The organism is Lysobacter capsici, assembly GCF_018732085.1.
Taxonomy (GTDB): domain Bacteria; phylum Pseudomonadota; class Gammaproteobacteria; order Xanthomonadales; family Xanthomonadaceae; genus Lysobacter; species Lysobacter capsici_A.
This window is the reverse complement of the sequence record NZ_CP076103.1, coordinates 5551020-5577029: the sequence shown is the minus strand read 5'-3', so window position 1 is coordinate 5577029 and position 26010 is coordinate 5551020. Positions and strand designations below refer to the sequence as shown.

The following is a 26010-nucleotide window of genomic DNA, read 5'->3' as shown; positions in this document are numbered from 1 at the left end:
ACCCGCTCGACCCAAGCCTCCCGCATGCATGACCCGGCCGACCGGCCCGGACCTGCTATACTGGAGCGTTCCCTACCCTCAATAGCGCGGTGGCGCAGCCCATGGCCAACGAACGTCAGCCCCCTCCGTCCGATATCAAGCTCCTGATCAGCAAGGGCTTGGAGCAGGGCTATCTGACCTATGCCGAGGTCAACGATCACCTGCCCGACGATCTCGTCGACGCCGAGCAGATCGAAGACATCATCGGCATGATCAACGGCATGGGCATCGAGGTGCATGAAGTTGCGCCCGATGCCGAAACGCTGTTGCTCGCCGACGGCAATACCGGTAACCGCGAAGTCGACGACACCGCCGCTGAAGAAGCCGCGGCGGCGCTGACTGCGCTCGACGGCGAAGGCGGCCGTACCACCGACCCGGTGCGCATGTACATGCGCGAAATGGGCACGGTGGAACTGCTGACCCGCGAAGGCGAAATCGCCATCGCCAAGCGCATCGAAGAAGGCCTCAACCAGGTCCAGGCTTCGCTCGCTCTGTTCCCGTCCACCATCCAGCTGATCCTGGAGGACTACGAAACCCACAAGGCCGGCAAGAAGCGCCTGGCCGAGATCGTCGTGGGCTTCAACGATCATCTCGACGAAGAACCCGAACCGCCGGCGCCGCCGGTGGTGGTGGCCGAAGCCGACGCCGACGCGGACGACGACGAAGAAGTCGAAGCCGCCGGCGACGATGCCGACGCCGAGGAAACCACCTCCGGTCCCGACCCGGTCGAAGTCGCCGCGCGCATGGAGGCCATCGCCGACCTGTACGGCAAGTTCGTCAAGGCCCAGGCCAAGAACGGCGCCGGCCACAAGACCGTGACCAAGCTGCGCGAAGACATCGCCGCGGTGTTCGTCACCCTCAAGCTGCCGCTCGCCCTGACCGACAGCCTGATGCGCAACCTGCGCGACGTGGTCGGTTCGATCAAGGACCGCGAGCGCAAGATCCTGGATCTGGCCACCCGCGTCGCCAAGATGCCGCGCAAGGATTTCATCCGCGCGTGGGAAGGCAACCAGACCAATCTGGAATGGGTCGACGAACTGCTCAAGCGCAAGCAGAAGTGGTCGTCGGGCCTGCGCGACGTCAAGGATCAGATCATCGTCGAACAGCAGACGACGATCGAGATCGAACAGGCCTCGCTGCTGACCTTGAACGACATCAAGGAAATCAGCCGCGCGATGGCCTACGGCGAAGCCAAGGCGCGCAAGGCCAAGAAGGAAATGGTCGAGGCCAACCTGCGCCTGGTGATCTCGATCGCCAAGAAGTACACCAACCGCGGCCTGCAGTTCCTCGATCTGATCCAGGAAGGCAACATCGGCCTGATGAAGGCGGTCGACAAGTTCGAATTCCGTCGCGGCTTCAAGTTCTCGACCTACGCCACGTGGTGGATCCGTCAGGCCATCACCCGTTCGATCGCCGATCAGGCCCGCACCATCCGTATCCCGGTGCACATGATCGAGACGATCAACAAGCTCAACCGCATCTCGCGCCAGATGCTCCAGCAGTACGGCCGCGAGGCCACGCCGGAAGAGCTTGCGAAAGAAATGGACATGCCCGAGGACAAGATCCGCAAGGTCATGAAGATCGCCAAGGAGCCCATCTCGATGGAAACTCCGATCGGCGACGACGAAGACTCGCACCTGGGCGACTTCATCGAGGACACCAACGTGGAGTCCCCGGTCGAAGCCACCACCAACATCAACCTGTCGGAAACGGTCCGCGACGTGCTCGCCGGCCTGACCCCGCGCGAGGCCAAGGTGTTGCGCATGCGCTTCGGCATCGACATGAACACCGATCACACCCTGGAAGAAGTCGGCAAGCAGTTCGACGTGACCCGCGAGCGCATCCGTCAGATCGAAGCGAAGGCGCTGCGCAAGCTGCGTCATCCGAGCCGGTCGGAGCAGCTGCGCAGCTTCCTCGATATCGATTGATCGAGTCAGCAAAAAGTGTGCAAGAAACAGGCCCCGTTCGCGGGGCCTGTTGCGTTTTGGCGGACGCGTTCGCAGCAGCGGTCGGCGGTGATATCGTCCGATCGCGGCCGCGCCGCCGCCATGTGGATACACCGTCATGAACGAAGGCATTTACACCCGCGTGGCTCCGACCGCCCCCTTCCGCGATCCGGCGCTCGATCCGCGGCAATCATGGTTCAACCTCGGAGCGATCATCATCGCCACCGTGCTGGCGACCTCGGTCGCCGGCTTGCTCATGATCGCGCTGAACTATGCGGCTCATGGCAGCAAGCGTCTGTCGTGGGGGTTGCGAATTGCGGCGCTCGCGTTGGTCGCGCCGTTCGTCGTTGCCTTCAGTCACGTGCTGCTCGTGTTGAGCTACAACCACGACAGCAGTTTCACCTGGATCGACTTGACGATATCGATGCTGATCCAGGCGATGATCGTCGGTACCCTGGCCTATTGGCTGCAGGGCGAGGAATTGAGTGCGCGTTACCGTGCCAGGTTGCCGATGCGCTCATGGCTGGCGAGCGCGGGCTTGATCGCTGGGGTTTGGGCGACGCTGATGTTGTGGTTCCTGCTGCTCGCCCTTGGTCTGCGTGCCATTGCGGGCGGATAAGATGGCGATACCTTGGACGGGCATCGCCCGGTGCTCCGGCGCGCGCAGTCGAGACGATCCTCCAGGCACGAAGACCACGTCAAACCGTCGGGCGTTGGTCCGGCCACCGATAGCTATCCCGCGTAACGACGCGATGACCATCAGGAGAACAACGAATGGATTCCAACAACCCTTACGAAGCCCCCGCCAGTGCCATTCTCGATGTGCAAGGCGATGCCGGACTGCCTGTGTTCCGCACCAGCGGGATTTACATCGCCACCTTCATGGGGTCGATCCTCGCCGGCGGTTGGGTGCTCGCCATGAATCACGATGCGCTGGGTCAACACGACCTGGCGCGTAAAGCGCGTTGGTCCGGATTGGCCGGCATTGTCACCGTGGTGGTGCTGTCGTTGCTGCTGCCGGAAAAGATCCCCGGCGTGGTCTATCTGATTCCGCAAATGGCCGTGGTCAGCTATTGGCTGAAGCAGACGCCGCAAGGCGATGCGATCGCTGCGCGCGTCGCGGCAGGATTGCCGATGCGTTCCAATTGGGTCGCCGCGGGTATCGGTTTATTGGCTGTGCTCGCTCTGGTGGCGGTAGCGGTGCTCGTGGTCGCTATCGCCATCTATGGATTCGGCGTCGAGTTCGCTTGAGGCCGTTCGCGGGGTGCCGACGGGATTTGGCTGCCTGATGCGGAACCACGCGGCGACCCAGTTTGGGCCGAAGCAGGCCCAACGACCAGGTTTGTTTCGTTTGTGCGGCCGAGCGGACTCGGCCAATGCTGCTGGCCCGGTACGCGCTGCGGCTCAGCCGTAAAAGAACTGCTCATGCACGATCTTGCCGTCGCGCACCCGATACACCGCGACCTCGGCCATCGGCATGCGGCCCAGGCTCTTGCAGGTCGCATCGATGCCCATCGCGACGCTGAACCAGTGGCCGCCGACCACCGCGTCGCTGCGCCAGCTGTCGTGGACTTCGCTCACGTCCGCCTGGAACGCGCGGCCCTTCGCGCGAATCGCGTCGAGACCTTGCACGTTGCCGAGCGGGGCCGGCCTCGTTGCCGGGCGCTTCCAGGCTGACCGCATCGTCGGCGTACAACTCGTCCTGGATCTGTTCGTGCTTGCCTGCGCGGCACAGGTCGACGTAGCGATTGGCGATCTGCTGGATGTCCATGGCGGCGCTGCGAGAAAGGAACGGCCCGCATAGGCGCGTGGCTGTCGTGCGACTGCGCACGGATGTCAGTGACCGCGCATGACGTTTCGCGCTTTCGACGAACGGCGCATGAGCGGAGTGATGCTGCTGCGCCGGTTCTGGGGGCTGGGCAAGCGGCGCGGCGTGAGGCCGCCGCTGCGACGCCTCAGGGGAGGCGGGCCGATCCCGCGAGGTGTTGATAGATCGCGAACTCGCGCGCGTCGAGGCTGAAGTCGCGCAGCGCGGTGACCGCGGCGTCGCGCAGTTCGGAGCCCGGCGGGCTGTCGCCGGCAAGCAGCAGCAAGGTCTGCTTGAGCTCGTCGCTGCGCGCGTTGGACAGCGACACCGCAGTCATCGCCGCGCGCACCACGTCCGGATCGGCATCGTCCAGGCCTTCGCGCAGCGGCCGTTCGATTGCCGCGCTGCGGTCCCACTGCGCGAGACTCACCAAACCGGCGGCGCGGATGCGCGGATCCTCGGCTTCTCGCAGCGACTGGATCTGCGCTAGCAAGGGCGCGAGCTGGTCGGTCGACAGCGGGCTCGGGGTCATCGCGGAGATGACCTCTTGCCTGCGCGAGGGATCGCGCGTCGCCGCGAGGTAGTCCAGGAAGGTGTCGCGGATCTGCGGGTCGGACAGCGAAAACCGGGCAAGTTGCGCGAGGCAACCTTGCGATTTCGTCTCTTGCCCACTGTCCGAGCAATTCAGCGCGGCGAGCAGGGCGGATCGGTTCAGGTCGTCGACGGATGCGATGCCGGCGACTGAGCCTTCGCGTCGCGGATGGGCATCGCCGCCGTCCATCTCATCGCCTTCTTCGAGCAGGGGACCCGCCGCCGAAGGCGGCGCCGCGGACGCCGCGGCGCTCGCCACCGCAGCGGAGCGAACTTCGCCATGCCCGCCGCGTCCCTTGGACCAACTGGCGGTGAACCAGCCGCACGCGAACGCGACAGCCGCGATCGCGGCGTAACCGGCCGGGTGCCTGGAACGGCGAATGGGCACGTCGGGAGTTCTGTCCATCGGATGACGAGTATCGCCGATGCACTGTCGCGCGCAGCGGTGGACGCCCTGGCGGAATGTCAGCGGCAGTGTCCGGAAATGGTGTTTATATAGGTGTGGACGCCGCCGGGCCTGTTGGCGACCGCGTCGATGCCGCCCTGAGCAGATACGCAGCGGTTCTCGCCCGGCAGGCTGATGGGCCCTGCCTGGAACCGGTAGACCTTCTGGTCGACCTTGGACGGTGCGCCCGAAGCGCAGCTGCCATAGCGAGGATCGTAGTTGCTGCGCGTGCAGGTGCTCATCCGCACCTCGGTCCAATGCGGCTTGTCCCAGGTCCTCGCGGAATGCACGGTACGCGCGCAGTTCTTGCCCGAGGCGGCGTCCCAGTAGAGCTGCAATTCGCCCAACTTCGGGCCGTCCGGATAGCCCTGGCGGATGACCTTCATTGCAATGAGTTTGCCCGGACACGCCTGTGCGGCGACGATCCCGGACGCGGACAGGCCGGCCAACAACAGCAGGCTTACCGAAACGATTTTCATGCGGTCCCCTTTCGTTTGCCGTCAGTGACAACCCGAGCCTACGAAGGGTATGTGAAGCGAATGTCTGCAATAGAAATAGTGGCGTCTATGATGTGGAATATGACGCAATAAAAAGTTCTTTAAATGCACAAATAAAATGCTGTATGCGCCCCGCGGCTCATCCGGACCCGCGTGTCCAGCCAGCGCCGACCGATTGGGTGAAATGCACTTGCTCTCGACGCGCGCGGCTCCTGCCAGCGTTCCAAAGGGTTACGGTTGCCGCAACAGCCGCATCACTTCGTAGCACGCGCCCATGGTGTGGTAGTCGGTCTTGCCGGCCGGGCTCTTTTCGTCGTCGTACTTGCGGTTGTCGGCGTCCAGGATCCGATACCAGGCGCCGTAGCGGTGATCGACCATGTGGTTCCACGCATAGGCCCACAGCTTGTCGTACCACTGCCAGTACCTGTCCTCGCCGGTGCGCGCGCCGAGCAATGCCGCGGTCGCCAGCGATTCGGCCTGCACCCAGAAATACTTGTCGTCGTCGCAGACCGAACCGTCGGGCGCGAAGCCGTAGTACAGGCCGCCGCGCGCCTCGTCCCAGGAGCGCGCGACCGCGACATCGAACAGATGCCGCGCGGTCGGCACCAGCCACTGCGGCGCATCGCCGCGCGCGGACAGGTGACGATCCAGGATCAGCAACAGCTTCGCCCACTCGGTCTGATGGCCGGGCTGGAAACCCCACGGGCGGAACAGGTGCTTGGGATCGTCGCGGTGATAGTCCCAGTCGATGCTCCAGTCGCGATCGTAGTGCTCCCACACCAGCCCGCCGGCCTGCGCGGCCTGGCGCTGGGTCATGTTCTGCGCCAGCGTCAGCGCGCGGTCGAGATAACGCGTCTTGCCGCTCGCCTCGAACGCGGCCAGCATCGCCTCGCACATGTGCATGTTGGCGTTCTGGCCGCGGTAATCGCTGAAATTCCAGTCGGCGTCGGCTTCGTCGCGGTACAGGCCGTGGTCGGTTTCCCAGAAGCACGCTTCGAGCAGATCCCAGGTTTCGTCCATCCACGCCGCCGCTTCCTCGATGCCGGCCTTGAGCGCGGTCGAGTAGGCGAGCAAGACGAACGCCACGCCGTAGCAGTGATTCATCCGGTCTTCGGCGACGCCGTCGCGGATCGTCCAGGCGTAGCCGCCGCCGATCGGATTGCGATGCGCCTGGCGCAGATAGCGCAGGCCGTGGCGGGCGCGTTCGCGGTAGTCCTCGCGCTCGAACTCGATCGCCGCCATCGCATAGTTGAAGACGAAGCGGGTGCTGCTGACCAAGTGCCGGTGCGATGCGTCGTACACCGAGCCGTCGTCGCGAAAATAATGGAAGAACCCGCCGTCCGGATCGAGCGCGACCGGATCGTAGAACGCCATCGTGTCGGCGACATGCGCGCGCAACACGTCGGCCTGACGGAAATCGGGCAGCGGATGTGCGGGAAGATTCATGCTTGCTCCTGCATCAGGCGTTCGACCTCGGCGGCGCTGGGCATCGCCGCGAACGCGCCATGGCGGGTGGTGGCGAGCGCGCCGACCGCGGCGGCATAGCGCAGCGCGTCGACGAAATCGCTCTCGCGTTCGAGGAAGTCGGTGAAATTCGCCGCGTCGACCTTCAACGCGGCCAGACGGTGCAGCAGGCCGCCGACAAAGGCATCGCCGGCGCCGGTGGTGTCGGCCGGCGCGATCTTGAACGTCGCCACTTCGCCCGATCGCGTGCGGGTATGCCAGCGGATCGGGGTGGCGCCGTCGGTGATCAGCACGCAGGTCGCGTAACCGACCCACAGACGCTGCAATGCGGCCCGTTCGCCGCCGAGATGGCGGGCGAGGAAATCCAGTTCGCTCTGGCACAGCTTGATCAGGTCGGCTTCCAGCAACGCGGCCAGCAATCGCGGCGCGGGATCGACCTCGCTGGGCCACAGCGACGGACGCAGGTTCATGTCCATGCTGACCAAGGCGCCGGCCATGCGCGCGCGGCGCATGCCGGCCAGGGTCGCCGCGGCGATCGCTTCCTCGGTCAGGCTGTTGGAGCAGACATGGAACACGCCCGCGTCGACGAAGCTGTCGACGCTGAAGTCCGAGTCGCGGAACAGCAGGTCGGCGGCGGGCGGCCGATAGAAACTGAAGCTGCGTTCGCCGTGGCCGTCGAGCGAGACGAACGCCAGCGCGGTCTTGGCCTGGTCGGTGCGCACCACGTGTCGGGTATCGACGCCGTAATGCTCGAACTGTTCGGCCAGGAAGTCGCCGAACATGTCTTCGCCGAGCATGCCGACGAAGCGCGCGTTGCCGCCCAGCCGCGCCGCCGCGACCGCGACATTGGCCGGCGCGCCGCCGGCGTATTCGACGAAATGGCGCGGCTCGCCCGCGACCTTGGATGGGCGGGCGAGAAAGTCGATCAACGCCTCGCCGAAGCACACGATGGCGCCGCCGCGCGACGACGATGGATGCGATGGAGTGGAATCGGATACCACGGGTGCAGCAGACATCAATGCATCACTCCGGAAGCCTGGGCGTTGGCGTGCTGGCCCTGGCCGGCGCGAATGCGCGAGCCGCTCAGGCCGTACCAGACGATGAAGGCGTAGCACGCCAACGGCAGCACGAACGAATGCTGGATGCCGAAGCGATCCGACAGCACGCCCTGCAGCAATGGAATCAGCGCGCCGCCGACGATGCCCATGATCAGCAGGCTGGAGGCCTTGCTGGTCAGCGGCCCGAGCCGTTCGATCGCGATGGTGAAAATGGTCGGGAACATGATCGAGTTGAACAGGCCGATCGCCAGCACCGCCCACATCGACACCGTGCCCTGGGTCAGCATGGTCAGCGCGAGCAGAACCATCGCGACCACCGCGAACAACGCCAGCAATCGGCGCGCATCGAAGCGTTGCAGCAGCGCCGCGCCGATGAAGCGGCCAACCATCGCGCCGCCCCAGTAGTACGGCAGATGCTCGCTCGCGGTGGCGTGATCCATGTTGCCGATCTCCGGCGCGGAGATGTAGTTGATCAGGAAGCTGCCGATCGATACTTCCGCGCCGACGTAGACGAAGATCGCGATCACGCCGAAGAACAGGTGCTTCTGCTCCAGCACTTCGGCGAAGCTGTGATGCACCGGATCGGCGCTCTCGGTGGCTTCGGCGAGCGAGGGGATGCGCATGGTGTAGACGAACACCGCGAGCAGCAGCAGGCCGGCGGCGATGATCATGTACGGAATCTGCACCGATGCCGCTTCGTGCGCGCGGTAGGCGATCTGCTCGGCGACCGGTTTGGCCGCCAGTTCATCGACGCTGAGCGCCGCGCCGGCCAGGATCAGCGGGCCGATCACGTACGGGAACACAGTGGTGCCCAGCGAATTGAGCGCTTGCGCCAGATTCAGGCGGCTCGGCGCGCCGGCCGGATCGCCGAGCAGGCTGATGTAGGGATTGGCCGACACTTGCAGCAGGGTGATGCCGCTGGCGAGCACGAACAGCGCGCTCAGGAACAACGGATACGAGGGCAGGCGCGCGGCCGGGAAGAACATCGCCGCGCCGATCGCCGCGACGATCAGGCCGATCACGATGCTGTTCTTGTAGCCGTACATCGCCACCACCTTGCTCGCCGGCAGCGACATCAGGAAGTAGGCGCCGAAGAACGTCGACTGGATCAGCATCGACTCGGTGTAGTTCATCTGAAACACGTTCTTCAGATGCGGGATCAGCACGTCGTTGAGGCTGGTCAGCCCGCCCCAGGTGAAGAAGATGATGGTCACCACCGCCAGCGCGGCGGTGTAGGACATGTCGCGACGACTCATGCGGACTCTCCGGACGGCGGAACAAGCACCTCGCTGCTGCTGCGTGCCTGCAGCCGGACCGGGGCGACGGTGTGGGCGCGCGGCAGCTCGGGTTCGCGCAGGCGCTTGAGGATCAGTTCGGCGGCCTGGCGGCCGCGCGCGCGCGGGTCGACCGCGATGGTGGTGAGCGTGGGCGAGGCGACCGAGGCTTCGGGAATATCGTCGAACCCGATCACCGCGAAATCGCCGCCGGGACGGCGGCCGCGCGCGACCAATCCGGCCATCAGGCCCAGCGCGACCGCGTCGTTGTAGCAGACCGCCGCGGTCGGCGCGGGATCGCGCACGAACAGCGCGCCGGTCTGTTGCGCGGCTTCCAGGCGCGTGGGCGCGCATTCGACCAGCCACTGCGGTTCGGGCTCGATGCCGGCTTCGGCCAACGCCTCGCGATAGCCCTGGCGGCGCTGCCGGCACGAGGACGAATCGCGATGGCCGCCGAAGAACGCGATCCGGCGATGGCCACGTTCGAGCAGATGGCGCGTCGCCAGGCGCGCGCCGTGGGTGTTGTCGAGGGCGAGGAAATCCCAGTCGGTGGCGTCGAGCTCGCGGTTGAACACCAGCACCGGCGTGCGTCCGCCGACCTGGGCGCGCACCCGCGCGCCGTCGCTGCCTTCGGCCGGCGACAGGATGATCCCGGCCGGGTCGTGCTCCATCAGCGAGGTCAGCACCGCCTGCTGGCGTTCGACCGACTCGTTGGTGCTGCCGAGCAGGGTGACGAAGCCGGCGGTGGCCAGCCATTCGTCTACGCCGGCGGCGAATTCGGCGAAGAACGGATTGGACAGGTCGTTGATCACCAGCGCCACGCCGGTCGACACCTTGCGCCGCAGGTTGGCCGCGCCGCGGTGATAGACGTAGCCTTGGCGCTTGAGCTCGGCCTCGACCCGGGCCCGGGTCTCGCTGTGGACCAGCGGACTGCCGCGCAGCACCAGCGACACGGTCGCGCGCGACAGGCCGCAGGCACGGGCGATGTCGGCCAGGGTGACCCGGCCTCGGGGGGCGGGCGCGTCGTTCATCGGTGGCACCTCGCTGGGATGGGGCGGTCGCAGATCATGGCGGGCTCGCGCTGAAGGCTTTTGGATCGTTCTAAATGCCGTCATCCTGCGGCTTGAGGCCCGTCCCTGCATTCTGCAATGCAGCATGAACGCGTCCAGGGGCCGTGTTAGCTTGCCCGTATTTAGAACGATCTAAAAGTGTCCGGCCCCGAACCCCAGGCGGCCGGCCCCACCCCGATCCTGTCTGAGATGGAGTGCTCCGGATGACCCGGCCGACCCAATTGCCCCAGCCTACCGCCATGGCACGCGGCGCGCGCCGTTTATGGCGTGGCCTGAGTGCCGCCATGTTGGTGGCCTGCACCTTCGTCGCGGACGCCGCGCCCGCAGGCGAGGCCGGTCGCCGCGCCTATGAGGCGGTCGACCCGTTCATCGGCACCGGCGGGGAAGGCCACACCTTCCCCGGCGCGACCGTGCCGTTCGGGATGATCCAGCTCAGCCCCGACACCGAGATCAAGCCGCGCAAGGACGCCTACGGCTGGGCCGCCGGTTATCGCTACAGCGACAGCAGCATCGTCGGCTTCTCGCACACGCATTTTTCCGGCACCGGCCATTCCGACCTGGGCGATGTGCTGCTGATGCCGATCGCCGGCGAGGTGAAACTCGAACGCGGCGATTCCAAGCTCGCGCGCAGCGGTTACCGATCGAGCTTCCGCCACGACGACGAAGTCGCCCAGCCGGGCTACTACGCCGTCACCCTAGACGACTACAAGATCCGCGCCGAACTCACCGCGAGCGAGCGCGTCGGCGTGCACCGCTACCGGTTCCCGCAAGGGCAGGCCGCGCATGTGCTGATCGACCTGCGCACCAGCCTGTACGACTACCCGGGCAAGGTGCTGTGGTCGCGCCTGCGTCTGCGCGCGGATGGCACGGTCACCGGTTTCCGCGAAACCCGTGGCTGGGCGCCGGGGCGGCAGGTGTATTTCGCGATGCGCTTCTCGCGGCCGGTCAGCGGCCACGGTTTCCACGACACCGAGGCCGACGTCGCCTACAAGGGCTTCCCGCCGCCGGGCGAGAAAGACCCGAGCAAGCGCGCGCAGATCGAAGGCCGGCAACTGGTCGGCAGCTTCGATTTCAACGACGCCGCCGGCAAGGAGTTGGTGGTGAAAGTGTCGATCTCGCCGGTCAGCGAAGACAACGCGATCGCCAACCTCGAAGCCGAAGTGCCCGGCTTCGATTTCGACGCCGTGCGCGCGAAGGCGCGCGCGACCTGGTCGCAGGCCTTGTCGGCGATCGACGCCGACGCGCCCGAGCCGATGCGCAAGAGCTTCTACACCGCGCTGTACCACACGCTGATGGGGCCGAGCTTGTTCATGGACAGCGACGGCCGTTATCGCGGGCCCGACAACGCCGTGCATCAGGCCAAAGGCTTTCGTTACCACTCGACCTTCTCGCTGTGGGACACCTACCGCGCGTTGCACCCGCTGCTGACCCTGGTGCAACCCGAACAACGCAACAACGACTTCATCAACTCGCTGCTGGCCTCGCGCCGCGACAGCCCCTACGGCATCCTGCCGGTGTGGGCGTTCCACGGCCAGGAAACCTGGTGCATGGTCGGCTACCACGCCGTGCCGGTGATCGCCGACGCCTACATGAAAGGCATCCGCGGCTACGACACCAAGGAAGCGCTGGACGCGATGGTCGCCAGCGCGAGTTACGGTCCCTACGACGGCATCGCCCAGTACATGGAACTGGGCTACGTGCCGATCGACGAAGAAGGCGAGGCCGCGTCGAAGACCCTTGAATACGCGTTCGACGATTGGACGATTTCGCGCGTGGCTGCCGATATGGGGCGCAAGGACATCGCCGCGCAATTCTCCAAGCGCGCGGGTAACTGGAAACATGCTTTCGACGCGTCGAGTGGATTCATGCGCGCCCGCAAACGCGACGGCAGCTTCCGCGAACCCTTCGACCCGACCGTCAGCGGCTACGGCAGCGACTACACCGAGGGCAACGCCTGGCAGTACTCGTGGTACGTGCCGCAGGACGTCGCCGGCCTGACCCAGGCGCTCGGCGGCGACGCCAAACTGGTCGACAAACTCGACCAGGTGTTCGACGCCAAGGTCGACCCGAAAATCTTCGAACACATGGAAGACATCACCGGCCTGATCGGCTGGTACGCGCACGGCAACGAACCCAGCCACCACGTCGCCTACCTGTACGGCTACGCCGGCCAACCCTGGCGTACCCAGGAGCGCCTCAAGCAGATCATGGCGACCCAATACGCCCCGCGCCCCGACGGCCTGGCCGGCAACGACGACCTCGGCCAAATGTCGGCCTGGTACGTCTTCACCGCCCTGGGCTTCTACCCCGTCGCCCCGGCGAGCAACGAATACGCCATCGGCCGCCCGTTCCTGCCGCGCGCCACCCTCAACCTGCCCAACGGCAAGCGCTTCAGCGTGATCGCCGAGGGGTTGGACGAGGCGCATACCTACATCGGCAGCGCGACCCTCAACGGCAAGCCGTTGAATCGCAGCTTCCTGCGGCATGAGGAAATCGTTGCGGGCGGGGAACTGCGCTTCGTGATGCAGGCGCAGCCGAACAAGGCGTGGGCGACGGATCCGAAGTTGCGGCCGTATTCGATGAGTGTGGGGCGGTGAGGGCGGTGGTGCTGGGCTGGATGATCGCCCGCAGCCGCCGCGGCCGGTTGACGCGCCGACGAGCCGCCGCGCCGCAACCCCGAGCCGAACCACGGCATTTGACGTAACCACGAAAGGCCCGGGCGCTCGCATCCGGGCCTTTTCGTATCCATCTTCTCGGCCGCGCCTTACGCCAGCCCCGCCAAGCCATTAGAATTCCCGCTCGCGCCTCGCGCGGGCCTATAGCTCAACGGTTAGAGCAGAGGACTCATAATCCTTTGGTTCCAGGTTCGAATCCTGGTGGGCCCACCACTGTCGCACCGAGGGTGTTTTCCTCCCCTCAGGGCAATTCGACTTTTTCTCCGAAGCATCAGCGCCGATTCGGCCGCTGTACGCATGGAACTTCTCACCCGTTGGCTACGGATGCTTTTGCGATCGAAGTCGCATTGGCGCGAAACAGAAGCCAAATTTTGTGAGCCCAATCAAGCATCGATCAAAAGAATTGGCCGCAGCTTCCGCTTAACAGCGTAGTAGCTGGTGATGCGCCAAGACGCAGAGGCTTGAACCTAAGGCGACGGTGTTTCCGTTGAATCGCAGAGAGGCTATCCGTGAGCCTTGAGACTGCTTCGTCGCTTATCGCCCTGTGTCGTCGATAAAGGAACGTCGCCGCGCGAAGCACGAGGTCCTGATTCAGGCCCGTGTGTTTTGACGGAAGTCGAGCTGGGCCGGGAGGGGAGTAGGGAACGATTCCTGTGAATGGTGGAGCTGTCGCCAGAGCGGTAGCGCCCATTCGAAGTGTGCTTGCAACAGTTCCGCACCGCCACGCACGACGCTGTCGACGTGAGCCGGCGGAAGAAAACTTCATGATCCACAAACTGCTCGACGACGCTGTTCCGGTAAGCATGTGCCATGCGGCTGCGGTTCCACGGAGCCCATGGCATCACAGTCGGTGAAGGCGGCAGCGCCGCCTCACTCAGTCCTGGAAGCCAAACAGATATAAGGAGATTCCGTTATGGCAGACGTCCAATGGTCGGCCGCTCAATCCCTGGCCTACATTCCCGACGGCAAGCTCGTGACGTTCACGGCGATGCATCAGGCCGAATACACGCAATACGTCCAGATCATCGACGCCAACGGCAACCCCATCAGTTTCTATTGCCTGGATGGTAGCCAGGCGACCTTCCCGATCTCGGGCAGCGGCGTAAATGTCGGCTTCCTTCAGAACGGAGCCGGCAGGTTCACCATGGCGTCCGGGATGCAAGTCCAGTTCGGCAGCAGCGGGCCCTACGTTCCGAAGGTCTCGGCAGGCACGCCAGTCGTGTTCTTCATCAACAAGATCTTCGGTGGCGGCACCTTATACGTTACCGAAGACGGTACCGATAACGATTACAACGACACCAGCTTCGTAATCCAGTGGTACCAGTACGTGGGCTGACCCGCTTCCGCCCCGTTCCCGACCGAAGCGGGGCGGCATGACAACTCATGAATTCCCATGGCTGCCGCGATGGATCGCGTGGATTCGCCGCGCGGCGCAACAATGACGGAGTGCGGCAATGAAGACCAGGATCATTATGTTCGGCGCACTCGCCAGTGTGCTGGCGATGTCTGCAGCGTGTACGAAAACCGAACCCACTGCCGCGGTTTCAGCGATCTCCAAGGATCAGGAAACCCCGTTTCCGGGCGGCGCACCGATCACGCCGGCTGACTTGACCGCGACCCCGGCGGCTCTGCCCGCCGCCCCGCCGGCGTACAACTACGACCCCTACAACCCCAACATCACCCACGCCGAATACGCCCGCTTTGCCTGGCGGCAGTTCATCCACTTCAATTCCCCCGCGCAGAAGAATGGCGTCGATGCCGCCGGCAAGTCGCCGGTGGTGCGGGGAAGCATCGATCCGAGCCGCAACTTCGCCGCATCCGGCGCCGGCGACTTCTACCAGAGCGGCAGAACCGCCGCTTCTAACTTCAGCAGCAATCAGTTGGTCTGGGAAACCTTCGCTCACCGCTCGGAGCTGTTCCCCGCCGGATCGGCTCCCAGTGGGAACCTCGCCACCCTGGATCCTCAGTACGTCTTCCAGGCGAATTTGAAGGTCGCCTCGACCGACGCGCGATTCAACAATCTCGACGAAAACACCCAGATCGGCCAGAACCAGATCTTCTTCCCGAAAAACGGCAACACGCCGTCGGCCAATCCCCAGGACGATCACATCATCTTGTTCCAGGCCAAGGTGAATCCGGTCGAATACGACTACATAAAATCCATCTACAACGCGGGCAATCCCCCGGCTTCGCTCGAATTGCCTCCCAACGCGACGAACCAGAGCGAATCGGTGGAGGTCAAGTCGGCGTGGCGGGAAATGACGCCCGAGTTGATCGCGTCCGGCCGCTATCACACCGCCGAGGCGTTGTACTACTACAAGGTCAATGGCGTGACCCAGGCTCGGGTGGCCACCTTCGGTCTGGTCGGCCTGCACATCCTGCGCAAGATGGAAAACTATCCGACGTTCGTCTACACCACCTTCGAGCAGGTGGACAGTCTGACCACGCCGGACAACAAAGACACCGGGTTGTATCTCATCAATCTGTATGACGAGATGCAATACGATGCATCGGTGCCGGCAGGAACGCGGCCGACGGCGATCCTAAATTCGGGCTCCAACCGCACGGCGGTCACGCTGCCCTTGGCGGGCGCGATAGACAGCGCTCACGGCTACGATGTCATCCCCGGAAAATTCACCGTGCCTGCCGGGTTCTCCGGTCCGATCAAGGTCCAGAATCCACCGGTGGCGACCAGCGCCGTCTTTGAGGTCAACAACGAAGTCCAGCAGGCCATGGCCAGCACACCCGCGTTCAAGAACTCGGTGTGGCGGTACTACCGTCTCGTGGGGCTTCAGGTGTTGCCCACGAGCCAGGACAGCTCCGTCACGCCGGCCAAGCCCGATCCGCTGACCCAGGACTTTTACCTGGCGAATATCGTGGTCGAGAGCAGCCAGCCTGGCATCCAGTTGTTCAAGGGCGGCGTCAAGGATCCCGATCCCGACCAGAAGCAATTCACCCTGCTTGCCAAGCGCGGGTTGCCGAGCATCCTGGGCGTGAAGAAGTTGCCTCCGAATACCGATCAACTGGTGATGGGCGGATGCATGGGCTGCCACGGCAACGCGCAATACCCCAGGGACAAAACAACAGGCAAGGGTCCGAGTATCTTCAGCTTCCTGATCAACCAGGGCACCCTGACGGGGCAAGGCTTCAGCGCCGACGTGCGCAACGAATCGTCCGCGGAGTTGAGCGCGAAACGTCTGGAGTATTTGGTGTACTAGGTAATGCACGGGCCCGGAAGCGTTCTCGCTTCCGGGCCAGGCGTGTTCCTCTCCGCCACGCCGCGACACAGGCTACGCGTTCGCCGCGCGACATGGTCGCAACCTTGCCGAATCTCGACAGGCCGCGGCTCGCGTCCGCATACACGGCGCGCAACCCGGCCTGAAATCACGGCTCATTCCACGCCGATTTCTAATGCGGGGCACGGCCACAGAGTCGCGCCAGCGTCAATCCGTCGTTTAGGTTCGCAGTGGAAGATGCGGTGTGCCCATCGACTCCACGCCCTGGCCGGACGAAACGATCGGCATACGCACAGGTCCATGCCCCAGTTCAATGAGCCGCTAGCGCATCGGGCTGAATCCTTTTCAGCTCCTGACCATCTGGCGTGCAGCGCCCCTTGTCCATAAGGCATTTGAAGTAGTTATTAAAAAGTCGATCACTCTTCAATATTTGTTCGACATCGACGTTGTCGTACCTCGTTGTGTAGTTTCCGCCCGATGCGCTCTTCGTTCTCTCTGCCTCGCTCGAAAGCAACGCGCTATCGATTTTCCGCGTCGCCCGCTTCTGAGCGCCATCAAGGTAAGCGTGCGGATATCCGGCGACCACCTGACTCGCACCCGTCCACCAATTCCCGTTGTCGCTCAGGGCAGCTACGCCACTGGTAAAGCCACCAAGCGTGCCAAGACCGGATATCTCAGACACCGGGGTCCATAAAAAACCTTCCCCCAAGCCATTGCCGTTCTGTGCGATGCCAACCACATAGCCGTTGTCCGCGATGTCTATGGCCTTGGTCCAGAAGCCGCCCAAGCTTCCGACGTCCAATCCAGTCTCGGTTTCTGGATTGCCCATTGGCGCCCACACGAAGGCTTGTCCGAATCCGCTATCGGTGACGTAGTTTCCGACAATGATGCCCGCTTCATTCATATCGACAACCGACAATTGCTGACGCGATACGCCCGTCGCAGCCAGGCCATCGAGCCACGTCAGATCGGCGCCGTTCGAGGTCCACCGAACCGCCACGATGTCGCCCACCGCGTTTTCGCAGGTTCCTGCGACTTGTTCCGCGCCATTGACGGCCGCGGCCGCGCAATTTGAGCCACCCGGCAGACGCGGCAGTTCCGTAACGCCATAGCCCAGCAATCCCGGCTTCCATTTGACGGCGACGCTGCCTCCATTGCGCAGCTGGCAGGACCCCACGACGATCGGGCTGGCGCCGTCGCTCATATCGGCTATCTGGCATTCGGTGCTGGTTGGCAGCAGCGGAGGAAGCAGGCCGAGTTCGGGCAATGTCGTTGGTGTGGCTTGACCTGGCTTCCAGATCACGGTGTGAGAGCTGCCATTGCTCTCAATGCTGACGCCTGCGACCGTGCCGGCGTGGTTGATGATCGACGCGGCCGCTTTGGCTTGCGCTCCGCTGGGATTGAGCTGCTGAGGGGCGCTGCCCGGCAGGGTCGTGTTCCAGCGAACAGGCAATCGCTCGCCCGCAGCGCCGAACTCACAGTTCCCGGCCGCGATATTGGCGTTGTTGATGTCATAAACATCGCAGGGACCATCTGCTTCAAGGGTCGGCAAAGGGACAGGCGCAGCCGATCCTGGCGCCCAGTAGGCCGCGACGATGTCGCCGTCCATGTCTCGACAGGTGCCAATCACCGCCCCGTTGTCGTTTGTGTTCTCAGCGGTGCAAACGTTTCCCCCGAGCGTGCCCAGCTCCTGCATTTGAGCAAGAGCGGAACCCGGCCCCAGTACGACGGTTGTTCCGATCACGGCGGCCTTCAATAGCGTTATACGCATGATGTGCATCTGCATATCTCCGGTGACGAAGCGGCGCGTGCTCGCCGCCTCTTAAGTTCACTGCACGCAGCAGTTGCCGACCGTGATCGTTATCGAGAAAGAACGCTCACCTTCGCTAGCACCGGGCTGCGACGCCCGCGCAGCTGCGCTCCTGGATGCGGCACCAAAGTTGGATCGGCAGACGAGTAGTCCGGCCGCAACATCGAGCCAGCCTCGCGCTGACACGATGGACCCGGCTCCCACCTGTGCAGGATCGGGCGACGCGACGTAGCGACCGATCAGGCCTGTATCCTGTGCGCTGGAAAAGCCCGGCCGGCGCGTCGCATTAGGTGTCGGCGTGAAGTGATAGAACTTCTGGGTTTTGGCAATTCAAAATCCCGGCCCGCGACAGGCGCGAGCCGGGCGTTCGAGCCACGATCGCGGCTGGCTCAGTTCACCACCCGCATCCATTGCTGCGCCGTCATGCTTATCTTTCCGGCGCCCATCGAAGCGCGCAAGGCGCCGAGCTCATCGACCTGATGCAGCGTCATCGGGTACGAAGGCACGCCATTGCGCCAGACGAACGGAACCTGCGCTGCCTGGGCCGGGCCGAGCGTGCTTCCGGCCGCGCCGCTGTCTCCTTCCCAACGCGCCCACACGATGCCGCGATCGAGGAACGTCGCCTGCTGCGACGACACCGGCATGTACTGGGTATCGCTCGCAAACAGCACATGGCGGACGTCGAAGGCCCGGATCGCGCCGGTGTAGCGTGAATCGTCGGGATCGGTCTGATTGTTCCTCAGCACCGTGAACACGCCCCAGAACAAGCTGCGCTCGACCTGGACCGCTCCACCTTCGGTGGATACCGAACCATTCAACACCACATCGAACTTGTAGGTCGGCGAACTGCCCTCGACCTTGGCACGCAGCGCCGGATTGGCCTGGACGACGGCGTCGCGGGTCGCCTTCATGATCCGCGCATTGGAGCTGTCGACGTACAGGTTGTAGGCATGCACGTCGCCGCCGCGCAATCGCGGCATGCGGTCTTGCAGGTCGCGGTAGTGGTTGTGGTGCAGGGTCACCGTATAGGACGAAATCCCTTCGAGATCGTTGGAGCCGATCAGGTGTCCCTTCTTCTGCGGCAGCGAAATGTCGATGATCTGCTGTTTGCTGAAGAAGCCGCGCAGGAAGTCGTACATCGCATTGGCCGATCGATTGGCTTCGAGATAATCGAACTGGCGCGCCACGAAGCTGCCCGGTCCGCTGGCCGGAGGAACGGTTTCGATCCACGACACGGTGATGTTGTTTGCGCCCTTCTTGATGTCGACCACGCCGTCATAGGCTTTGGTGAAACTGCAGTGGTCGATCCAGATGCCCGAGGTGACGCCGCCGCCGTCGCCGAGGGTGACGAAATCCCAGTCGTTGCTGTCGTAGTCGCCGCGCGTCCCCTCGTCCCATTCCCACAGCTCGTCGAATCGCAGATTGCGCAAGACCAGGTTGGTTCCGCTTTTGATGTTGAGTTCGACATGCCGCAGGGTGGATCCGTTCTTGGAGTAGATGGTCAAGCCGTTGAAGTTCGTCACGTCGAGCAGGGACACGCCGCTGGCGATCAACGAAGGATGCTTCTTCGGCGCCTTGTTCTGGCGCAGCAACCCGTCGGCGCGGGCCGCGTCGTCGACTTCGTTCCAGCCCATGTCGAGATCGTTGGCGATCTCGATGACCTTGACCGGGGTGGAACTCGACGTGCGCGCGGCGCGCAGCGCGGCGATGAAGCCGGCCGGGGTGGTCACGCGCCGGTACTTGGCGTCGGTTTCGGCGATGTAGCCGCCGCCGGTGACGCTGGCCGCCGCATAGCCTTCGATGTTGTACATCGAAATGCCCGCGGCCGCGGCCGGCATGAGGCTTGCGATGCCGAGGATCAACGCTGCAACCAAGCATCGGCCGCTCCGTCGCATGGTTTTGTGGCTGAAGCGTAACGAGGGCACTGAAACGACTGCGCACGCGATCTGCAGTGCACTACGGCTGGCGATGGTTTGCATGTGGACTCCAGTGATCGCGCGCAGCACGCGCGATCGGTCGGTTGATCTTCGGATCGCGACAGCGGACCTGCGTGCGGTCGCGCTATTCGACGATGGCTGCCGAGAACGCCTGCGGTGCTTGCGAGTCGGCGGCCGCGGACGATGGCAACGGCAACGGCATGGCGTTCGCGAAAGGGCCTTACCTGATCGTGCAGGCCCCGGGAACCGGCGAGATTTCGTCGGGTTCGCCACTGGTCAGTCCGAGATATTCGACGCATTTGCGCCCGGAGGTGGAAACGCTGGTGAGCACGGCCTTGTCGCCGGTCACGCCGTTGGCGTAGCGCGAGTTGATGCCGGCGATCGCGCCGGTGTCGGTGGCCACGACATTGCTGATCTGTACGGTCCGGCTGTACTGCGTCGAGCAGTTGCCGCATGAGCGGTACAGCTTGCCGGCCTTCTCGATCTCGAAGTATTCGATCTTCATCGTGCCCGGGCCGTTGTGCTGGAAGACCTTGTCCTTCGCGAGCCGCGCTCCGCCGCCCTGGACGAGAAACACGTCGGACGCCTTGTTGTTCTTGAAGGTGGCCGCGTCTTCGCCGACATCGTCCCAATAGACCTCCGACAGCGTGCAAGTACCGTAGCAATGGATGCCGTCGCCACCGCGGCCGCGGTAATTGCGGTTGGTTCCGGATTTCGAACCGTCGCCGATCACCACGTTCCGCAGTACCGCGTTGTTCCTCAGGATGAAGGTCGGTTTCTGCTTTTCGGTCTGATCGCCGGGGTCGCCGACATAGCGCACCGCGGTGCCGGCAGCGCAGTTGTTGCGCTGGGCCGCGTCGTAGGTCTCGCCATCGACGGTGATGGTCTTGATGCCGCTTCCGCTGCCTATGTCGATGGTCTTGCACACGTTCGGAAGATCCAGCGCGAAGCAGGAAGGAGACACCAACAGCAGCGCCAGATAGATGCAGTGCCGGAAGCCTTGTACCTTGTTCATGATCGAACTCTCCTTCAGCAAGTTGATTGGAATGTCATCCGTGCTGCATCGACGTCGTCGCATGACTGCAGCGGGCGTCAGTTATAGGGAGCCCGTGCGGCGCAGCATGATGATGCGAGTCACAACGCCTGTATCGGATCGCGGTCGCGGCGATGTCCCCGGACAAGCGTGTTGTCCGGGGACAAGTGTTCAATGCCGCGTTGCGGGTCGATTCGATCGGTGTTTCGTGTCGCTCGCGATGGTTGTTTCCATGACGTCGGTCGCACCGCATCAGGCGAATTCGACGGTTCGATTCGATGATCGGATCGCGACGGTTGATGTAGCGCACGAAAGCGCCGGTGCGGCGTATGACGGCGGTTCCAGATCGGCCCGCCCTCCGGCGAATCCAGCGATCTTCCCGCATCGCAACATGCGCCTGATACGGGCCTCTGCTAGCGTATGGCTACCGGTGTCATATTCTGGCGATCAGGATGATGCAAGACGACATGTCCAGGGCGAAACGCGCGCGTGGGCTTGGTGACGGGACGTCGCGCGGATCGGCGCTCGCAAACCGCACGGCGATGGCCGGGTCGTCGACCGTGGACGACATCGCGCGGCTGGCCAATGTTTCGGCGAAGACAGTTTCGCGGGTGATCAACGAGTCGCCGTTGGTCAATGCCGAGACCCGCAACCGCATCCTTGAGCTGATGAGCGGCCTGCGTTATCCAGGCGGCAATCAAATGCCGGCCTTGGTCGCTCCGCGGCGAAAGTTGATCGGGCTGGTCTACGACAACCCCACCGCGCACTACGTCATCGAGATCCAGCGCAGCGTGCTCGACGCCTTGAAGGGCACCGGTTTCGAACTGGTCGTGCATCCCTGCGACAGCAATCGTTCCGACTACGTCGACGGCGTGCGCCGTTTCGGTCTGCAGCACAAATTGCACGGGTTGATCCTGATTCCGCGCGTATCGGAAGACGAACTGCTGGCGAGCGCGCTGCGCGAAACGGGTTGCCGCTATGTCCGCGTCGCCTCGATCCCCCTGGACGACCCGATGCGAACGGTGCTGACGCGCGATCGCCAGGCCGGCGTCGAAGCCGCCCATCACCTGCTTTCATTGGGGCATCGGCGACTGGGCGTGATCACCGGGCCGCGGCGCTATCGCTCGTCGATCGAGCGCGCGGAAGGTTTCGCCCAGCACCTGGCCGAAAGCGACGTCGGGCTGTCGTCGAAATGCGTGTATCTGGGCAGCTATACGTTCGAATCCGGGGTGGCCGGCGCGGAGTATCTGCTGGCGCAGACGCCGCGACCGACCGCGATCTTCGCCTGCAACGACGAGATGGCGGCGGGCATCTACAAGGCCGCCATGCGTCTGGGGCTGTCGATCCCGGACGACCTGTCGGTGGTGGGTTACGACGACAGCCCGTTGGCGTCGCAACTTTGGCCCAGCCTGACCACGATCCACTTGCCGGTTTGTGATGTCGGACGCCTGGCGGTGCAGTCGTTGCTGGGTCGCACGTCAGCGGACAAGGCCGCGGCTGCGATGATCGGTTGGCAGGCGGCGGTGACGCCTCGCCTCACCATTCGCGATTCTACGGGGGCACCGGCCGGGCAACCGTCGGATGCGTGCTGAATTCGTCGCAATCCCGCGGTTGCATCGAATCCTCAGCGTTTGCGCCTGTAGACGACGATGATGCTCAGGTCTTGCGCGCCGATCTGGCGAAGGCCGTGGCGACTGCCGTTTCGCGTCAAGACCGCATCGCCGGCGGCGACCTGGCTTCGTTTTCCGTCCAGCATCAGTTCGCCGCGTCCCGACACGATGTAATAGATCTCGTCTTTGTCGTTGGTATGCTCGCCGATCGACGCACCGGGGTGCAGCGCGCGTCGGCGGAACACGAGGTCGAAATCGCTTGCGTGTTCGAAGAACGGATATGCGGTCGTCGTGCCGTCGCCTTCGTGCGGTCCAGGCTGCTCCACCGCGATGTCGGCGGCTCGCTCGACATACGAATCCGAACGCGAGGGCCGGTCGCGATCGGTGGCCAGGACGATGGGTGCCGAGATCGCCGACGCAATGACGACGGCGTATTTGAAGACCTGGAGATTCATCATGAAAGCTCCTCCGATGGGACGTCAGCGAGCCAGCCAGCCTCCATCGACCGGCACGATCGCGCCGTTGACGTAGTCCGAGGCGCGGCTGGCCAGGAACACCGCCGCGCCGCCAAGATCGGACGGCTCGCCCCAACGACCGGCCGGAATCCGCGCGAGGATGTCGCGGTTGCGCGACTCGTCGGCGCGCAGTTGCGCGGTGTTGTCGGTGCTCATGTAGCCCGGCGCGATCGCATTGACGTTCAGCCCCTTGCCGGCCCATTCGTTGGCGAGCAGACGGGTGATCCCGGCCAGGCCGGATTTGCTGGCGGTGTAGGAGGGCACGCGGATGCCGCCCTGGAACGACAGCATCGAGGCGATGTTGATGATCTTGCCGCGTCCGCCGGCGATCATGCGCTTGCCGGCGGCCTGGGCGAGAAAGAACGCGCTCTTGAGATTGACGTTCATCACCGCATCCCAATCGGCCTCGCTGAAATCGATCGCGTCCATGCGCCGGATCAGGCCGGCGTTGTTGACCAGGATGTCGATGCCGCCCAGCGTCCGCACGGTGTCGTCGACGATGCGCTCGATCGGTTCCAGGCTCGACAGATCGGCCTGGATCGCATGCGCGCGCCGGCCCAGGCCGCGCACCTGCTCGAGGGTGTCCTGCGAGGAGCCGCTGGCGAGGCAGGCGATGTCGGCGCCGGCTTGCGCGAGCGCGACCGCGATGCCCTGGCCCAGGCCGCGATTGGCGCCGGTGACCAGGGCGACTTTGCCGCTCAGGCTGAAAGGATGGTCGTGGCTCACGCGCGCATCCTCACTTGAGCTGGCAGATGTCGAGTTGATGCATGTCGGTGTAGTCGAGGTTCTCGCCGCCCATCGCCCAGATGAAGCAGTAGTTCTTGGTGCCCGAGCCCATGTGGATCGACCACGGCGGCGAGACCACGGCCTCGTCGTTGCCGATCACCAGATGGCGCATGTCGGCCGGTTCGCCCATGAAGTGCATGACCCGCTGATCGCCCAGATCGAAGTAGAAATACACCTCCGAGCGGCGATCGTGCAGGTGCGGCGGCATGGTGTTCCACACGCTGCCCGGCTTGAGCACGGTCAACCCCAGCAGCAACTGGCACGAGCGGCAGGTGGCCGGGACGATGTACTGATAGATCGTGCGTTCGTTCGAGGTTTCCAGCGCGCCGCGCTGCAGCGGCACGGCCTGGTCGATCGAGATATGCACGGTTTCGTAGCGCGCGTGCGCCGGCGTCGAAGCGAGATAGAACTTGGCCGGCTGCGCGGCATCGATGGAGGCGAAGGTCACTTCGGCGCTGCCCATCGGCACGTACAGGCCGTCTCTGGGCTGCAGCGAATAGCTTTGCCCATCGACCACGACCGTGCCGGCGCCGCTGCCGACGTTGACGATGCCCAGTTCGCGGCGCTCGAGAAACGGCTTGCCCGCGGCCGAGGCCGGTTCGCTGTGGACCGGCAGACTGACCGGCGCATGCGTGGGCGCCGCGCCGCCGATCACGAAACGTTCGTTGTGCGAATAGTTCAGGCGCACCTCGCCTTCGGCGAACAGATCGCCGATCAGATAGCGGTCGCGCAGTTGCTGGTTGCTGGCGCCGGCCATCATGTCCGGGTGGGTCGCGTGATACGTCTTTTGGAACATCGGGGAACTCCCTGGAAGCGGTGCGCACGGCGCGGCGTCGGTTTCGAGCGATTCTAGTCCCGAAAGGTAACCGGTGTCATTAGCCTGGACAAGGGCCGTCCGGAGGGCGTGGGCGGTCGGGATTCATCGCGGTGTCTGCGTTGCCGGCAGCCCTGTGGGCGAGGCATCGCGGATGAGCGTATGCAGGGTTGTGATCGCATTCGCTGCGTCAATTCGCCGCGGGATTCGCCGGCCGCGTGACGCCGGATCGGTGGCCGGCGTTCTACTATTGCGCAGCAAGCCGCAACCGACGCGCGGTCACAAGCTCAGGACGCGCCTGCTTTCGCGCGCGATCGCTGTCGATGCGGCCGCACTCTTGCTCGCTCAATACGCCGGCGGCTGGCAGGAATCGCGCACGATCAGATGCGGCCGCACGCTGGCCGACGCCACCACCGCGGCGGCGCCGGATTCGGGCTGCAGCAGCATCGAGGCGGCGATCCGGCCCATGTCGCGCACCGGCAGGCGCACCGAACTGAGCGCCGGCCACAGCCGCGAGGCCAGCGGGCTGTCATCGAAACCGATCACCGACAACTGCTGCGGAATGCTGATGCCCGAGCGCAGCGCGACCTTGTACACGCCCGCGGCCATTTCGTCGTTGCCGGTGAAGATCGCGCTCGGCCGCTGGCCGCCGGAGAGCAGCAGTTCCGCCGCCGCGACGCCCGATTCGAAGGTGTAACCGGCCTCGACGATGCGCGTGGACGGCAGTTCTATTCCGCGTTTGGCCAACGCATCGACGAAACCGGCGGTGCGCTCGTGGGCCGAGCGATAGCTGGACGGACCCGTGATCAGGGCGATGTCGCGATGGCCCAGCGATTGCAGATAGTCGGCCGCTTCGGCGGCGCCGTCGCGGTCGTCCGATGACCTGCGCAGCACCTTCCCACCGAGGCGATGCGCAACCACGGCCATGTCGCCAATACCACTTCCCACCCAGCATCCGCACGCGCTGCAGCAGCGCACGCGCACACCGTCTCAAACTGCGGCTCGCATGCACGACCAGTTCGAAACCGATCGATCAGCCATCACGATCCTCTGCGTCGTAGACCATGCCGATCAGGAACGAGCGGCGAAACGCCAGCCCGCGCGCGAACGGATCGGGGGTGTAGTTGAACTCGCGCATCACCGCTTCGACCCGCTCGCGGGTTTCCTGATGCACCAGCGGCGACTGGTTGAGCACCCGCGACACGGTCTTCTTCGACACGTCGGCCAAGCGCGCGATGTCGTTGATCGTCTTGGCCCGATCCGGGATCGTCCGCGCCTGGGCCGGAACAGGTGCTTCAGTTTTCTTGCGCGGCATGGCCGGAGGAGCGTTTCTAATAGCCCGCATCGCCGTTCACACCGTGCGCGCGTGTCCGCGTCTACAGCGGTCGCAGGAACCCGCGCCC

Annotated in this window: 20 protein-coding genes, 1 tRNA gene and 1 pseudogene; 8 read left to right on the top strand and 14 right to left on the bottom strand. The window is 64.4% G+C overall.

Annotated features, from left to right (window positions below):
* The first annotated feature begins 101 nt into the window (after positions 1-101).
* The 3 genes from rpoD (at position 102) to KME82_RS23250 (ending at position 3236) form a co-directional block, all read left to right on the top strand.
* On the top strand, positions 102-1967 hold the full coding sequence (gene rpoD, locus KME82_RS23260) for an RNA polymerase sigma factor RpoD (protein WP_056106814.1): 1866 nt from the start codon (positions 102-104) through the stop codon (positions 1965-1967).
* A gap of 136 nt (positions 1968-2103) precedes the next feature.
* Positions 2104-2604, top strand: coding sequence for a hypothetical protein (locus KME82_RS23255; protein ID WP_215496127.1), 501 nt, complete (start codon positions 2104-2106; stop codon positions 2602-2604).
* 155 nt (positions 2605-2759) lie between these two features.
* Complete coding sequence (locus KME82_RS23250; protein WP_215496126.1) at positions 2760-3236, top strand: hypothetical protein; 477 nt, start codon at positions 2760-2762, stop codon at positions 3234-3236.
* A 153-nt stretch (positions 3237-3389) separates the two neighbouring features.
* Here KME82_RS23250 and KME82_RS26730 read toward each other — a convergent pair whose 3' ends face one another.
* From KME82_RS26730 to KME82_RS23215, 7 genes are all read right to left on the bottom strand, one after another.
* Positions 3390-3617 (bottom strand): SnoaL-like domain-containing protein, encoded by a 228-nt coding sequence (locus KME82_RS26730; RefSeq protein ID WP_252255498.1) that lies wholly within the window; start codon positions 3615-3617, stop codon positions 3390-3392.
* A 323-nt stretch (positions 3618-3940) separates the two neighbouring features.
* Entirely contained in the window at positions 3941-4771 is an 831-nt protein-coding gene (locus KME82_RS23240; protein WP_215496125.1) for a HEAT repeat domain-containing protein, read from the bottom strand.
* Between the two features lie 77 nt (positions 4772-4848).
* Entirely contained in the window at positions 4849-5307 is a 459-nt protein-coding gene (locus tag KME82_RS23235; protein ID WP_215496124.1) for a hypothetical protein, read from the bottom strand.
* Between the two features lie 249 nt (positions 5308-5556).
* Complete coding sequence (locus KME82_RS23230; protein WP_215496123.1) at positions 5557-6771, bottom strand: AGE family epimerase/isomerase; 1215 nt, start codon at positions 6769-6771, stop codon at positions 5557-5559.
* Complete coding sequence (locus KME82_RS23225; protein ID WP_215496122.1) at positions 6768-7805, bottom strand: carbohydrate kinase family protein; 1038 nt, start codon at positions 7803-7805, stop codon at positions 6768-6770. Before KME82_RS23225 ends, KME82_RS23230 begins: the two co-directional genes overlap by 4 nt.
* A complete protein-coding gene (locus KME82_RS23220) occupies positions 7805-9103 on the bottom strand; it encodes a sugar MFS transporter (protein ID WP_215496121.1) in 1299 nt (432 codons plus the stop codon). Before KME82_RS23220 ends, KME82_RS23225 begins: the two co-directional genes overlap by 1 nt.
* On the bottom strand, positions 9100-10152 hold the full coding sequence (locus KME82_RS23215; RefSeq protein ID WP_036105828.1) for a LacI family DNA-binding transcriptional regulator: 1053 nt from the start codon (positions 10150-10152) through the stop codon (positions 9100-9102). Before KME82_RS23215 ends, KME82_RS23220 begins: the two co-directional genes overlap by 4 nt.
* A gap of 323 nt (positions 10153-10475) precedes the next feature.
* On the opposite strand from KME82_RS23215, the gene KME82_RS23210 reads away from it, so the two are divergent.
* The 4 genes from KME82_RS23210 (at position 10476) to KME82_RS23195 (ending at position 16084) form a co-directional block, all read left to right on the top strand.
* Complete coding sequence (locus KME82_RS23210) at positions 10476-12788, top strand: GH92 family glycosyl hydrolase (RefSeq protein ID WP_252255496.1); 2313 nt, start codon at positions 10476-10478, stop codon at positions 12786-12788.
* Positions 12789-13003: 215 nt separating this feature from the next.
* Positions 13004-13079 (top strand) — tRNA-Ile (locus KME82_RS23205).
* Positions 13080-13779: 700 nt separating this feature from the next.
* Positions 13780-14202 (top strand): hypothetical protein, encoded by a 423-nt coding sequence (locus KME82_RS23200; RefSeq protein ID WP_215496120.1) that lies wholly within the window; start codon positions 13780-13782, stop codon positions 14200-14202.
* Positions 14203-14320: 118 nt separating this feature from the next.
* Positions 14321-16084 carry a hypothetical protein gene (locus KME82_RS23195; protein WP_215496119.1) on the top strand — a complete coding sequence of 588 codons (1764 nt, stop codon included), beginning with the start codon at positions 14321-14323 and terminating at the stop codon, positions 16082-16084.
* A 328-nt stretch (positions 16085-16412) separates the two neighbouring features.
* Here the strand turns inward: KME82_RS23195 and KME82_RS23190 are convergent, their stop codons facing one another.
* The 3 genes from KME82_RS23190 to KME82_RS23180 form a co-directional block, all read right to left on the bottom strand.
* Positions 16413-17882 carry a hypothetical protein gene (locus KME82_RS23190; protein ID WP_215496118.1) on the bottom strand — a complete coding sequence of 490 codons (1470 nt, stop codon included), beginning with the start codon at positions 17880-17882 and terminating at the stop codon, positions 16413-16415.
* 419 nt (positions 17883-18301) lie between these two features.
* A complete protein-coding gene (locus KME82_RS23185) occupies positions 18302-20122 on the bottom strand; it encodes a hypothetical protein (protein WP_215496117.1) in 1821 nt (606 codons plus the stop codon).
* Positions 20070-20864, bottom strand: a complete 795-nt coding sequence (locus KME82_RS23180) for a pectate lyase (protein WP_215496116.1) — start codon at positions 20862-20864, stop codon at positions 20070-20072. Before KME82_RS23180 ends, KME82_RS23185 begins: the two co-directional genes overlap by 53 nt.
* Before the next feature lie 560 nt (positions 20865-21424).
* Here KME82_RS23180 and KME82_RS23175 point away from each other — a divergent pair.
* Positions 21425-22474, top strand: a complete 1050-nt coding sequence (locus KME82_RS23175) for a LacI family DNA-binding transcriptional regulator (protein ID WP_215496115.1) — start codon at positions 21425-21427, stop codon at positions 22472-22474.
* 32 nt (positions 22475-22506) lie between these two features.
* Here the strand turns inward: KME82_RS23175 and KME82_RS23170 are convergent, their stop codons facing one another.
* The 4 genes and pseudogenes from KME82_RS23170 to KME82_RS27275 all read right to left on the bottom strand — a co-directional run bounded on the left by KME82_RS23170 (position 22507) and on the right by KME82_RS27275 (position 25922).
* Positions 22507-22947 (bottom strand): cupin domain-containing protein, encoded by a 441-nt coding sequence (locus KME82_RS23170; protein WP_252255494.1) that lies wholly within the window; start codon positions 22945-22947, stop codon positions 22507-22509.
* A 24-nt stretch (positions 22948-22971) separates the two neighbouring features.
* Complete coding sequence (gene kduD / locus KME82_RS23165; RefSeq protein ID WP_215496113.1) at positions 22972-23733, bottom strand: 2-dehydro-3-deoxy-D-gluconate 5-dehydrogenase KduD; 762 nt, start codon at positions 23731-23733, stop codon at positions 22972-22974.
* Positions 23734-23743: 10 nt separating this feature from the next.
* A complete protein-coding gene (kduI, locus tag KME82_RS23160) occupies positions 23744-24589 on the bottom strand; it encodes a 5-dehydro-4-deoxy-D-glucuronate isomerase (RefSeq protein ID WP_215496112.1) in 846 nt (281 codons plus the stop codon).
* Between the two features lie 363 nt (positions 24590-24952).
* Positions 24953-25922: pseudogene (locus KME82_RS27275) on the bottom strand (LacI family DNA-binding transcriptional regulator).
* Positions 25923-26010 lie beyond the last annotated feature (88 nt).

Excerpts from the sequence above, each read along its gene's own strand:
- rpoD (WP_056106814.1), top strand. The coding sequence starts at position 102 with ATGGCCAACGAACGTCAGCCCCCTCCGTCCGATATCAAGCTCCTGATC.
- KME82_RS23255 (WP_215496127.1), top strand. The coding sequence starts at position 2,104 with ATGAACGAAGGCATTTACACCCGCGTGGCTCCGACCGCCCCCTTCCGC.
- KME82_RS23250 (WP_215496126.1), top strand. The coding sequence starts at position 2,760 with ATGGATTCCAACAACCCTTACGAAGCCCCCGCCAGTGCCATTCTCGAT.
- KME82_RS23235 (WP_215496124.1), bottom strand. The coding sequence starts at position 5,307 with ATGAAAATCGTTTCGGTAAGCCTGCTGTTGTTGGCCGGCCTGTCCGCG.
- KME82_RS23230 (WP_215496123.1), bottom strand. The coding sequence starts at position 6,771 with ATGAATCTTCCCGCACATCCGCTGCCCGATTTCCGTCAGGCCGACGTG.
- KME82_RS23225 (WP_215496122.1), bottom strand. The coding sequence starts at position 7,805 with ATGTCTGCTGCACCCGTGGTATCCGATTCCACTCCATCGCATCCATCG.
- KME82_RS23220 (WP_215496121.1), bottom strand. The coding sequence starts at position 9,103 with ATGAGTCGTCGCGACATGTCCTACACCGCCGCGCTGGCGGTGGTGACC.
- KME82_RS23215 (WP_036105828.1), bottom strand. The coding sequence starts at position 10,152 with ATGAACGACGCGCCCGCCCCCCGAGGCCGGGTCACCCTGGCCGACATC.
- KME82_RS23210 (WP_252255496.1), top strand. The coding sequence starts at position 10,476 with ATGTTGGTGGCCTGCACCTTCGTCGCGGACGCCGCGCCCGCAGGCGAG.
- KME82_RS23200 (WP_215496120.1), top strand. The coding sequence starts at position 13,780 with ATGGCAGACGTCCAATGGTCGGCCGCTCAATCCCTGGCCTACATTCCC.
- KME82_RS23195 (WP_215496119.1), top strand. The coding sequence starts at position 14,321 with ATGAAGACCAGGATCATTATGTTCGGCGCACTCGCCAGTGTGCTGGCG.
- KME82_RS23190 (WP_215496118.1), bottom strand. The coding sequence starts at position 17,882 with ATGCACATCATGCGTATAACGCTATTGAAGGCCGCCGTGATCGGAACA.
- KME82_RS23180 (WP_215496116.1), bottom strand. The coding sequence starts at position 20,864 with ATGAACAAGGTACAAGGCTTCCGGCACTGCATCTATCTGGCGCTGCTG.
- KME82_RS23175 (WP_215496115.1), top strand. The coding sequence starts at position 21,425 with ATGGCCGGGTCGTCGACCGTGGACGACATCGCGCGGCTGGCCAATGTT.
- KME82_RS23170 (WP_252255494.1), bottom strand. The coding sequence starts at position 22,947 with ATGAATCTCCAGGTCTTCAAATACGCCGTCGTCATTGCGTCGGCGATC.
- kduI (WP_215496112.1), bottom strand. The coding sequence starts at position 24,589 with ATGTTCCAAAAGACGTATCACGCGACCCACCCGGACATGATGGCCGGC.